The sequence below is a fragment of the Sphingomonas sp. genome (assembly GCF_029239295.1).
Lineage (GTDB): Bacteria > Pseudomonadota > Alphaproteobacteria > Sphingomonadales > Sphingomonadaceae > Sphingomonas.
The window spans coordinates 1-11,811 of sequence record NZ_JAQZBC010000032.1; the positions used below are offsets into that span (position 1 = coordinate 1).

General features: G+C 64.4%; 10 protein-coding genes. 4 read left to right on the forward strand and 6 right to left on the reverse strand.

Features of this window, described 5'->3' with window-relative positions; genetic code table 11:
- Both K0S66_RS16520 and K0S66_RS16525 read left to right on the forward strand, forming a co-directional pair.
- Positions 1–515, forward strand: a 515-nt coding sequence (locus tag K0S66_RS16520; RefSeq protein WP_301076570.1) for a hypothetical protein, incomplete at its 5' end; no start/stop codon positions are given.
- Between the two features lie 154 nt (positions 516–669).
- Entirely contained in the window at positions 670–903 is a 234-nt protein-coding gene (locus tag K0S66_RS16525; protein WP_301076571.1) for a hypothetical protein, read from the forward strand.
- A 52-nt stretch (positions 904–955) separates the two neighbouring features.
- On the opposite strand, the gene K0S66_RS16530 is transcribed toward K0S66_RS16525, so the two are convergent.
- Positions 956–2,281: a cation:proton antiporter gene (locus tag K0S66_RS16530; RefSeq protein ID WP_301076572.1), complete on the reverse strand. Its 1,326-nt coding sequence runs from the start codon at positions 2,279–2,281 to the stop codon at positions 956–958.
- 209 nt (positions 2,282–2,490) lie between these two features.
- Between K0S66_RS16530 and K0S66_RS16535 the strand changes: the two genes are divergently transcribed.
- Both K0S66_RS16535 and K0S66_RS16540 read left to right on the forward strand, forming a co-directional pair.
- A complete protein-coding gene (locus K0S66_RS16535; protein WP_301076573.1) occupies positions 2,491–3,234 on the forward strand; it encodes a DUF72 domain-containing protein in 744 nt (247 codons plus the stop codon).
- Positions 3,235–3,288: 54 nt separating this feature from the next.
- Positions 3,289–3,552, forward strand: a complete 264-nt coding sequence (locus K0S66_RS16540) for a hypothetical protein (RefSeq protein WP_301076574.1) — start codon at positions 3,289–3,291, stop codon at positions 3,550–3,552.
- A gap of 622 nt (positions 3,553–4,174) precedes the next feature.
- On the opposite strand, the gene K0S66_RS16545 is transcribed toward K0S66_RS16540, so the two are convergent.
- The 5 genes from K0S66_RS16545 to K0S66_RS16565 all read right to left on the reverse strand — a co-directional run bounded on the left by K0S66_RS16545 (position 4,175) and on the right by K0S66_RS16565 (position 11,725).
- Positions 4,175–5,098: an ornithine cyclodeaminase family protein gene (locus K0S66_RS16545; protein ID WP_301076575.1), complete on the reverse strand. Its 924-nt coding sequence runs from the start codon at positions 5,096–5,098 to the stop codon at positions 4,175–4,177.
- Positions 5,095–5,985: a bile acid:sodium symporter family protein gene (locus tag K0S66_RS16550; protein WP_301076576.1), complete on the reverse strand. Its 891-nt coding sequence runs from the start codon at positions 5,983–5,985 to the stop codon at positions 5,095–5,097. Before K0S66_RS16550 ends, K0S66_RS16545 begins: the two co-directional genes overlap by 4 nt.
- On the reverse strand, positions 5,982–7,124 hold the full coding sequence (locus K0S66_RS16555; RefSeq protein ID WP_301076577.1) for a membrane dipeptidase: 1,143 nt from the start codon (positions 7,122–7,124) through the stop codon (positions 5,982–5,984). The genes K0S66_RS16550 and K0S66_RS16555 overlap by 4 nt, the downstream gene beginning before the upstream one ends.
- Positions 7,117–8,472, reverse strand: a complete 1,356-nt coding sequence (locus K0S66_RS16560) for an amidohydrolase family protein (protein WP_301076578.1) — start codon at positions 8,470–8,472, stop codon at positions 7,117–7,119. Before K0S66_RS16560 ends, K0S66_RS16555 begins: the two co-directional genes overlap by 8 nt.
- Before the next feature lie 1,303 nt (positions 8,473–9,775).
- Positions 9,776–11,725: a sensor domain-containing phosphodiesterase gene (locus tag K0S66_RS16565; RefSeq protein ID WP_301076579.1), complete on the reverse strand. Its 1,950-nt coding sequence runs from the start codon at positions 11,723–11,725 to the stop codon at positions 9,776–9,778.
- Positions 11,726–11,811 lie beyond the last annotated feature (86 nt).

Genomic DNA, 11,811 nt, shown 5'->3' on the forward strand with positions numbered 1-11,811 from the left:
CTATTGGCAGCACGCAAACGGGAGGAAGCATGCCCGAAAAGCAGGCGGTGCCGTCGCCAGGCGATCTGGAACAGCAGACGCCCGAACAGATCATTGCTGGCGCCGAAAGCGCCCACCCTGCTGCGCTCTACGTGCTAGCGTCAAAACTGATGCGCGCAGGGCGTCCCGATGAAGCGGTGCGCTGGTTCTATATCGGTCAATTACGCTACCGCTTCCACCTGATGACCGGTCCGCCGAACGCGGCAGACGAGCGGATTTTGTTTTCTGCCCTGTCGGAATCGGTCGGCCGCCCGATCAACGAATATGCATTCGGGGACATCGACGGGGTCGTGCGGGAGATCGATGCCGCCCTCGCTTGGGACGCGGCCCATGCCAATCACATTACTTCCAAAAGCGCCTTTCCAGGACCGCTCGCCAAGACACGAGACGGACTGGTCGCGCTGCGCGACGACATGCTGGCGCGGAAGGATGAAATACGAGAGACAAGGAAGAGCAATGGCCTCCCTAATCGCTAGTATCCTCCTCCTGTCGTTACAGACCGCCGCCTTACCTTCCGGCTTAACCGAACCACCCGTGGCAACGGCGGATGATACCCGACCGATGCGGATCCACGTCGGGGATACGGGGATCAAATGTGTACGCCTGCCTTGTCCCTGGCGCGGCGTGTTTGTGCCTGACGAGCAGGGGCATGCCAGCAGCGAGGCGATGCTTTATGTCGATATGGATGGGGATACGCCTCCACCGCCGATGATCGGGGATGAGGCGCTGCTCGCAGCGATTGCGAAGGCATGGGAAGAACGTGCCTGCCTAGCGATCGACGGGCGGCTGATCAGCGGTGAAGACGACCGACCCATCCTGCGTGTCGACCGCGTGATTGGGCGCTGTGGTAGCCGGCCCGAATGAGGCTAGCCCATAACACCGCCGGTGCCGCAGGCGTACTGCTGTTGAGTGGCAACTACGCTGAGGCGGGTCCTTGCAGGCCGGGCGGGGGAGTCGCGTCCGCGGCGTCCGGATCCCTGCCCTGCGTCCTGTCGAGCCGGCGCATGACGGGTGTGACCGTCAGACCATGAAGTAGAATAGAGAGCAGCGCGACGAGGCCGACGATTGCCCATAGTCGTTCCCCGCCAGCAAGCTCCATATGGTTGAGCCCGTAAGCGAGATAGTAAAACGAGCCGACGCCGCGGATGCCGAAAAAGGCGAGCGTCATCTTCTCCGACGTGCTGGCCTTGAACCCGGCCAGCGCGATCATTCCCCCAAGCGGTCGGATGATGAGCAGGATCGCCACCGCCGCCGCCACGTCCATCCACTGCAGCGGGCGCATCAAGCCGCTGACGAGCGCGCCGCCGAACAGCAGCAGAAGAACCATCATGGCAAGCCGCTCCACCTGCTCGGTGATGTCGTGCATCTGTCTGTTGAACTCATGCTCCCGGTGGGAACGGCGCAGCGTCAACGCGGTGACGAACACCGCGAGGAAGCCGTAACAGTGGATCAGTTCGGTGACCCCATAGGACACGAACGTGGCAGAAATGGCGATCAGGCCGTCGCCCGTCTTCGAGAGCTTCGTGTCAGCGGGCACGTGGAAGGTGAGCCAGCCGAACAAGCGACCGATGAGCCAGCCACCGATCACGCCAGCAGCGATCTCCCATAGAACATTGTAGAGCAGCCACTGCTTTGCCCAAGGTTCGCCGGTCGTCGCTGACAGGCCCAGGGCAATGGCAAGATGCACGAACGGAAAGGCAAAGCCATCGTTCAGCCCGGCTTCGGAAGTCAGTCCGAAGCGAACCTCATCTTCCTCGCCGCTCTTGGGAGGCCCGACCTGAACGTCGGAGGCCAAGACCGGATCGGTCGGCGCCAGGCTGGCGGCGAGCAGAAGGGCGGCCACCCAGGAAAGACCAAGCAGCCATCCGCCCATCGCGGTAATCGCCAGGATACCCAGCGGCATGGTGATCCCCAGCAGCCGCCACGTAACGCCCCATTTGCGCCAGCTGAACGGGCGGTCGAGCTTCAGGCCAGCGCCCATCAGGGCGATGATGACGACGAACTCGGTGAAACGCTCCGCGATGTCAGGAAAATCAAGCGGCAGCGGTCGGAGTGTTACCGCTGGCAGCGAGAAAATAGCCGCTCCAATTCCGATGCAGACGATCGGCAGCGAAAGCGGCAGCCGTCTCAGCGCGAGCGGCAACCACGCGACCAGCGCGATCAGCAAGCCTGCTCCCGTCAGGATCAGGATGTAAGGGTCGGGCGAGAAGAAGGTGGGTTGCACCGCTTCCAAACCACTCAACGCTGCAAGCGTTCAGATGTATGTGCTTCCTCGTACAATGACATTCGTTCGGTTCCAGTGCGCGGTGAACCGCGACACGCGGCGCGGCACTCACTGGTTCGCCCGAACGGTCCCGCAGCCTGATCTCGCAAGCGCCGAGGACTTGTTGGCAGGACGCTCGCCGGTCGAGGCTACCCGCATCCGATAGCGTCCTTCTGCGTTGGCTCCCGATGCGAGCGCGGATTGGAACAGCAGGATGGAGCATCGCTCCCAAGGACGCTGATGCCTTCCCTCCCTACGGAACGGCGCTGGAGCGTTACTCGCGCGTCTTCGACGCGGTAGAAGTAAACTCCTCCTTTCACCGCCCGCACCGGCCATCGACATGGGCAAAATGGGCGGAAAGCGTTCCGGAACACTTCCGCTTTGCGGTGAAAATACCAAAAACAATCACGCATCAGGCCAAGCTGGTCGATGTTGACGCAGCGATTGGCCAGTTTGCCGAGGAAGTTCGGCACCTGGGCAGCAAGATAGCGGTCCTGCTGGTGCAGTTGCCCCCCAAGCTTGCCTTCGATGGGGAAGTGGTGCCCCGCTTCTTCGAAACCTTGCGAAGCAAGATCGACACCGAGGTTGTATGTGAACCGCGCCATGCAAGCTGGTTCGACAACGATGCAGGCGAGGTGCTCCGCGCGCTACGCGTCGCGAGGGTGGCGGCCGATCCCGCGCTGAACGTTGCGGCGGGCTCGCCGGGAGGATGGCTCGGCGTGCAATATTGGCGGCTCCATGGTTCTCCCGCCATGTACCGCTCCCCTTACGGCGAGGAGGCGATCGCCCGATATGCCGCACAAATACACGAGGCCAGTACCAAAGGTGTCTCGCCCTGGTGCGTGTTCGACAACACGGCGGCTTCGGAGGCCACCGGGAACGCCTTGTCGCTGATTGCTGCAATCAGGGGCAAAAGCGCAAACGCCCGATAGCGTACCTGCGGCCTGGTTTGAGCGACAGTCCAACCGAGGCCAGAACGTTCATGAATGCGCGTCCACTTTAGGAATGAGACCCGCACCGCGGTCGAAAGCCGCGCCGCGAAGGACGGCTCGGACGGCGTCGATGATCCTCTGGTGCGGCTTCTCGATCACGGGCACTCCCTCCCGCGAGCGGGCCTGCGCTACGAACCCGCGCAGCATGTCGGCTTATCGGTCAGTTTGGCGGAAAAGCTCCTCGGCCATGTGTCGGAACAGCGGCGCGAGCGCCTCCGTAACTTTCATCGCCCGGCGGATAAGTTGTCCGGTATTTGACCATAACGACTTGTCGCTCATGCGAATTGCTCTGCGTCGCGCAACCAGTTGGACCGATCGTACGGTTTGTTGGTTTGGTTCTTACCAATGCTCGTGAGCGGTCGGTGGCGTACAGGAAGGAACGAAATGAACAGCGATCATCGTCGGGAAGTCGATCCGGAGCGGCGGGAGCCGAAAAATGCATTCGATCACGATCAAGGCATATCCGGGCAATCTTACTCAAAGGAGCGAGAGGCGGCGCTACGAAACAGCGATCCGTCAGGAGCAGTGAACGCTGATCCTGCGGAGGCAGGAGAAGGGGCCGGTGCCCGCGCCTCGATAGATCCACGAACCGGTGAGGCTCGAGGTAGTGGGGCGGATGCGGCAGCAGACCCGCAGCTCAAGCCGAACGCAGCCGCTCCGGAGGAGAAAGGGCCCGAGGCTTCGCGGCCCTGAAAGAACCCGGCGCGCTCCCCTTAAGCGTGTGCGACTGACAGCCGACCCGGTGCGCTCCAGGCGACATTCGTCCAGATAGCATCCCGAAGGGCACGGCGCCCGCCGCACGGTCGCTGTCAACTACGACAACATCAATTCCCGTCGCCTTCGCCTCACCCGCTCGCCATTGTGGATAGAGCGGAGCGGGTCAGTCGGCGGCGAGCCAGGCGGCGCAGGCGAGATCCTGCACGATGCTGCCGAGCGACTTGTAGAGCGTCACGTCCGTTGCGGTGACGCGGCCGGGCAGCGTGCCGGCGAAAACCTCGCCGATCTCGCCCAGCACGTGATCGTCGCTGACCAGCCCGGCGGCCTTGGCGTTGAGAAACTCGGCGCCCTGGCTCAGCACGCCGGCGCGGTGATCGGCGAAGAAGCGCGATCGCACGACGAGGTCGCCCGCGATCTCCGCCGGGCCGGCGCGGCTCGATCCAACGGCATTGATATGGGTGCCCGGCGCCACGTCGGCGGCGAACAGGAATGGGTCGCTCGCCGCCGTGACGGTGCAGACGACGTCGGCTTCCGCGACTGCTTCGCGCGCCGAGGCGGCGACGCGTGCGTTCGTCTCTGCCGCCAGCTGCTCGGCACGCGCGCGGTCGCGGCCCCAAACGATCACCTCGCTGAAGCTGCGGACGGCGCGCAGCGCCTCGATGTGCCGGCGGGCCTGTTCGCCGGTGCCTAGCACCGCCAGCCGATCCGCGTCAGGCCGGGCAAGCGCTTCGGTGGCCGCAGCCGAGGCGGCGGCGGTGCGGATCGCGGTCAGCACGCCCGCGTCGACCACCGCGCGGGGCGCCCCGGTGGCAGGATCGAAGATCATCACCAGTCCCTGGTGCGACAGGCCGCTGCGCGCGACGTTGCCCGGGAAGACGCTGACCAGCTTGGCCCCAAATGCGCCGCCGTCGAGCGATCCCGGCATGACGCCGAACGCGTTCTCGCCATCCAGATCGATGATGCCGCGCAGCAGCTGGCGCGTCCGCCCCGCCGAGAGCGCCTCCATCGCCGCGCGCACCAGCGGGATCGCGATCTCATAGGTCAGCCGTTGGCTCACCTCGTCGGCGGTGATCATGCGGATCGTCATGCGTCTGCCTCCCTGGCGATCCGCCGGCGGAACAGGCGGATCAGCAATGTCGCATTGAGCAGCATCACCACGCCATAGATGTTCTGCGTCACCGCCATCGGCAGGCTGCCGACGACGGTGAGCGTCAGGAACAGCGCCAGCGTCGCATTCTGCACGCCCGTCTCGATCGCCAGCGTCATCCGGTCGCGCGTGTCGAGACGAAGCAGCCTTGCGGCGATAAGTCCGCAGGCCATGGCGCTGACATTGAGGGCGTAGATGGCCGGCGTTGCCGCGACGAGGTTCGCCACCACCATCTCGAAGCTGACCGCGACCGAAAAGCCGATCACCGCGACCAGCACGATCATCGCGGTGGGTCGCAGCCGACGCGCAATGCCAGCGGCGGCATCGGGAGCGAAGCGGCGGACGATCATGCCGGCGGCGATCGGCAGCAAGGTGATCCGCGCAAGCTGCGCCATCGTCGCCAGCACGTCGAGCTGCGGCACCACAGCATCAGTTCCACCGAGGAACCAGGGCACGGCCCAGCGCAGCAGCAGCGGGATGGTGAAGACGGTGACGATGCTGGTCATCACCGTCAGCACCACCGCGAGCGCGACATTGCCGCGCCCGACGAACGTCAGCGCGTTGGACGTCGTGCCAGCCGGGCAGATCGAGACGATGAAGAGGCCAAGCGCCAGCTCCGGCGGCAGCCGGAACAGAAGCCCAATCCCAAGGCCGAGCAGCGGCAGCACCAGCAGGTGGATGCCAAAGCCGGCAACCACCGCCCGCCCGCCGCGCAGGATGCCGGCGAAGTCGCGCGGCGCCAGCGTCAGCCCCATGCTGAACATGATCAGCGCCAGGCCGCACGGCACCAGCGCCTGGTTGACGAAGGCGATGAGCTCCGGGCTCATGCGCCCCACACGTCGCGGGCGTAGCGCAGGAAATTACCGCCCATGATCTTCTCGATCCGCGCCGCCTTGTGGCCGCGCTGCTCCAGGAGGGCAATCAGGCGCTGGAACTGCGTCGGGCCGCTCAGATCCTCGACGAACGGCAAGGTATCCGGGTTCTCGCCGCGCGCAGAAATGCCGGCGGCCTTGCGCTCGGCGATCTCCTGCCGGATCGCGGCGCGATAGGCGGCCATGTCGTCCACACCGGTCGTTCCGCCATCGGTGCCGATACCGACATGATCCTCACCGCAGATCTTCACCGCATGTTCAATATGGGCGACCACGTCGGCGGCGCTAGCGACGCTCGACGGATTGAGGAACGGCATGAAATAGATGCCGACGAAGCCGCCCTTCGAAGCGACCAGCCGCAACTCCTCATTGGTCTTGTTGCGCGGCATATCGGTCAGCGCGCGGCAGCCGGTGTGGTTGATCGAGATCGGCTGCGCCGACAGCCGCGCCGCTTCGAGGCAGGTGCGCTCCCCGCTGTGCGACAGATCCACCATCACACGATTGGCGTTGAGCCGTGCGATCACCTCGCGCCCGAAGGGGGTGATGCCGCCATTTTCCGGCGCCATCGATCCGCTGCCGACGGCGTTCGCGGGATTGTAGGTGAGCTGGATCACCCGCACGCCAAGATCGGCGAAGGTGTCGACCCGCGCCGCGTCGCTCCCGAGCATCGTCGTATTTTGGAAGCCGTAGATGACGCCAATCCGCCCCGACGCGCGGACGCGCGCCATGTCGGCCGCGGTATAGATCTTGGCGAGCGCGTCGGACCGGCCACGGATGCGACGATCCCAGATCCCGATATCGCGCACCGTCTTGGCGAAGGGATCGCCCTCGCCAGCGACATGGCCGAGCGTGATGTTGATCGCCCCCATGTCCGAGGCGCGCGCATCATCGATGACCCGCTCGCTCAACAGCGCGCGATCCTCCACCGGCACTGCGCCTTTGCCGCGCGGCCCATTGGGATCGCTGAAGCCGCCGAGCGCATTGACGATCAGCATGTCGCGTGCCGGTCCTTCAGCTGCAGGCACAACCTGCGCCGCGGCGCTCGACGCGCCGCTCGCGACGATCCCGGCAAGCAAGGTGCGGCGATCAATCACGGGCGAGTTCCTCTTCGGTCACGGCGCGAAATTCCTCGCGCGGATAGGCGCGGCCGCGCTTCACGGTCATCACGACGCTGCGCATGTTGGCGATATCGGCCAGTGGATCGCGCGCGAGGACGACGAGATTGGCGAGCTTGCCGGCCGCGATCGTGCCCATCTCGCTGTCGCGCCCCATCGATTTGGCGCCGACCAGCGTTGCCGAGCGGATCGCCTGCGCAGGCGTGAAGCCGGCCTTACGCACCAACAGCTCAAGTTCGTCGAACAGGCCGGGGTAGGGCGCGCGCGCCCCGGTATCCCCATCGGTGCCGGCGGCAATCTCGATCCCGGCGCGGTGCGCCTGGGCCGTCAGCGCGGCGGCTAGATCTAGCGAGCAATAGGCGGGTGGCCCGCCGGCGCGCGCCCGCGCCTCGCCCTCCTGGTACACCCGCAATGTCGCATCGAGCAGCATGCCGTGCCGGCGCATGTCGTCGAACAGCGATGCCATGACCGGGTTTCGCGCGGCCAGGAATTGCGCCGGATCGATCGCAACGCGCTGCTGATAGCTTTGCGGCCGCTGGTGGACCGCTTGATAAGCGAGGTAACAGCTGTGCGAGACAACATCCGGCCCGGCGGCAATCACGTCGGCCGGGGGCGTCGGGAACACCATGCCGTGCGCCCACACCTGCATCTTCTGCCGGCGCGCCTCCGCGGTGATGCGCGCGATCAGGGGCGCGGGAAGGTTCGCATAGACCTTGATCGCGCTCGCCCCGGTACCGCGCGCCCGCGCCACGGCAAGCGGCAGATCGGTGTTGTCGTCAATCGCCTGCATCCAGGCGCCTTCACCGGGCTTCACCCCGGCGCTCACAGCGAGCACGCGCGGATCGTCGAAGAAGCTGGGCCCCGCGAACAGCGCGGCATAGACGAGGTCGGGCGATGCAATCTCGCCGACATGAGCGGCGCGCGCCAGTTCGGCGACGGCCCGCAAATCATCCGCCATGATCCGCGTTGCGGTGATCCCGCTGTAAAGATCGCGCCGCATCAGCGCCTCGGCCCGGCGGCGGTTGGGCGGCGTCGCCACATGCTGGTGGCTGTCGATCAGCCCGGGGAGCAGATAACGCCCTCGCAGGTCGACGATCGTGGCACCAGCCGGAAGCACGCGGGCGATGTCGGCGTCGCGCGCAACCTGCCCAATCCGGTCGCCGCGGACGATCACCGCCATGTCGCGCGCCGGCGCTGCGCCAGTGCCGTCGATAACCGTGGCGTGGCGATAGACGGTCGTCGTTGCCGGCGCGGGGTCAGATGCCGCCGCACCGCCGGTCAGGATAGCGCCCACCATCATGGCGACCATCGTCGCCACGCGCGTCATCAACCCCATCCATTCCCCCTTGCACCATCGTCCAGGCCCCGCGGCCTTCTTCGGGGTTACGTGGCGAAGGACAAGCGGTTTGTGTCGTCTTGCGGACAATTGGCGGCGAAAAATGGCGCTCTGTGGCGCCGCGACGTCAGTAGATGTCGCAGGTGGAGACGCTCACCCCATAAGCGCCTTCGCGGAGAAGCCACCGCCAAGTGGGCGAGACGTTCATCGGTGCGCTGGAGGGGGCACAAGCGCTTGACGACGCGCGTTAGATGGCGCTTCCACTCTGATGGGCCATGGCTAGACCGGCGGCGCTGCCGTCGCAATGGTTGCCGCCTACCGAGCAGTTAGTCTCTCTCTCAGCATCTTGGACTGCTGAGCCAGGTTGCCGTTCACCGACCCGACTACCTGTGCCGAGTGGATCCACCAACCTGGGAAGAGAAACATCGGCGATTGCCTGCGCCGTTGGGACGAACTCGACGCGATAACGCGTGCGCGCAGCTACTTAGCAATCGCAGGTCACGCGGCCCGTCGTTGACCCAAAATGCAACAAAAGATCGCCGTCTCAAAGGCTGAGTTTACGCCGACCCATTTCCGTCCATGCGACTTCTCCTAGCGGTCCACGGGGCTCGGTTTGGAAGATGTCGGCAAGGTCGAGCAGGTCGTCGTCGCTTAGGCTAGCTATCGAACGCTCGATCTCGACAAGGCGCCGCGTAGCCTGCCCGGCGCGGTGATCCAACCGCCTTCTTTTTAGTTTAAGCATGGTGGCACCTTAGCAGCAAGACGGCACCAGAGGCCAGAATACGGGATACTGTTCCTGACGGCAGGTTGATTGCTACGCCACGTTCGGCCCTTTCAGCCACTTTATCGATCTGATGCCGGAGCCTCCCCCTTGAGCATCGAGCCGGTAATTGTCGGGCCATACAATGGTGTAGGACGTGCCCTTGCTAGTTACGGCAAGGCAATCATCAACGAGGGTGAGATCGGATTTGATCGCAATGGGAGAGCCGGGCTACTTCGAAAGATAGATCGGGAATTTAAGCGGAGAGGGGGGCATCACCGCTGTAGAGGTTTGGGGAACTGCCGCGATGGCCGCCGGAGGCAAAAAGGCGAGAAGCGCTAGGATCATCCGGCTTTCACGCCTCATTGTGTAACCTCAAAACGACTATGACTGCGTCGATTACCGGACGGCGGTAACTTCGAGAAGCCGCTTGGCCAAGTACTTGCTCGCGCGAGAACCGCCGTACAACGCGATAAATGGCTAAAGCTGTCGTTCGACGCGTAGCCGTGCCACTCGCAGCAAATGCGCCCAATGTCAGAAGTTCAGCTTAACGCGTGGCGCTCCCGAAAGCGGTCGTCCGATGGGGAACGGACTTAGCGGCTGCTGTTGGGTGGTTGCGGTCGGGCTGCTTTCCGGCGTGCGCACGCAATGTGGCCATGCCGTCCAATAGGCAGCCCTATCCTCTGATAAAAGCAAACGAGTGGCTACTCGATCAGGCATCCGCTGCAGCACGCCCTGACGGCAAAACCATTGCTCGAACTCGGCCAGTTCCATGGGGCGGGCGAAGAAGTAGCCTTGGCCCTCGTCGCAACCCATTCCGGCCAGCATCTCCGCTGCTTCGGCCGTTTCGATCCCCTCCGCGACCACGCGGTAACCCAGATCGTGCGATAGGGAGACCATCGAGCGCACGAGAGTTTGCTCCCGCTCGCCGTTGGCGAGACCGCGGACGAAGGACTGATCGATCTTCACGACCTGCGCGGGTAGACGCTGGAGATAGGCAAGGCTGCTATATCCAGTGCCGAAATCATCGATCGCAAGGCGGACCCCGGCCGCCTTGAGGGTGGCGAGTTGACTGATCGCCTGGCCGGAATCGGCCATCACGCCACTCTCGGTCACTTCCAGTTCCAGCATCGCGGGCGGAACGCGGTGTTTGAGAAGATGGCGCTGAACCCGCTGTGCGAAATCCTTTTCATCGAGATTGGCGGCGCAGATGTTGATCGAAAGCTGAATGCCCATGTTTGCTGCGCACCAGATGCCCAGCTGTTCCAGGCCGGTGTCGAGCACCCAGGCCGTCGTTGGGCCGGCGAGCGACGTCTGTTCCACGATCGGAATGAACTCGCCCGGCGACACTTCGCCCAGCACAGGATGCGACCAACGCAGCAGGGCCTCCGCGCCGACACAGGCGCGCGTGGCGAGATCCAGCCGCGGCTGGAATACCAGCCTCAGCTGCCCCGGCCGATCGAGCGCAGCCCCGAAATCGTTGAGCAGCCCGAAACGTCGGCGGTGAGCACCATCGTTCGACGATGAGTAGATGCTGACCGCAGCCTCGGTCGCCCGAGCATCCAGCGCCGCGCTATGTGCCGTTCGCAGAACGTCGCGCGGCGGAGTCTCGCCCGTGACAAAGGGCGCGACGCCAATGGTCGCAGCGATCACGAAGCGGGCGTTCGACGTGGCGCGAAACTGCTCCAGCATCGAGCCAACCTCTGGCATATAGGCATCGACATCCACGTCGGCACCACGCGAAGCGAGGAAGGCAAACTGTGTCGCCGCGACGTGGTAGGCAGTGCGCCCCGGGCCGAGAATGGACCTGAGTGCGAGAGTGGCCTCCCGCACCATATCATCGACATAGCCGGAACCCATGACGCGGACGCCGTTGTTGAGTTGTTCGGAGGGGGCGAGATCGAGGAGCACGGCCAGCCTCGGGCGGCCGGGATTGTCCTTGCCGAGATCTTCGAGATCGTCGAGGAACTGCGTGCGGTTGGGCAGGCCGCTGAGTGGATCGATCCGCCCGAAGGCGTGCTGAAGCTCGATCTGCGACATGACCATCTGCGCCAGATCGTTCAGCGCCGTCATCTCGGCCGATGTCGCTGTTCTCGGTTCGGTGCCGAGCACGCACAATGCCCCCAGCCCAAAGCCGTCACGTGTGACGAGCGGCGCTCCCGCATAGAAACGCACCCCCTGACCCGCGAGGATACTGCTTTTATAGAAATCGTCTGCGAGCAGATCCGGGATAAGCACGACATCCGTGCTTTCGGCCACCCGCGCGCAGGGCGCCTTCTCCCGTGGAATGGAATTGTGATCCACGCCCACGCGGGACTTGAACCACTGCCTGTCTTTATCGGTGAGGGAAACGGCCGAGATGGGCAGACCGAATATCTGACTGGCCATCCGCGTGATGCGATCGAAGCTCTCGCTCGGCGAGGTATCGAGCAGATTGAGCTTGTGCAGCGCGTCGAGTCGCGCCTCTTCATTAAGGCCGGCCATCAAGGGTATGTATGGGAACCAGCCCAACGACGCACTTAACGGAACTGGTAAATTTCTATCGTTTCGGCGGCTTGATCGGACGAGCC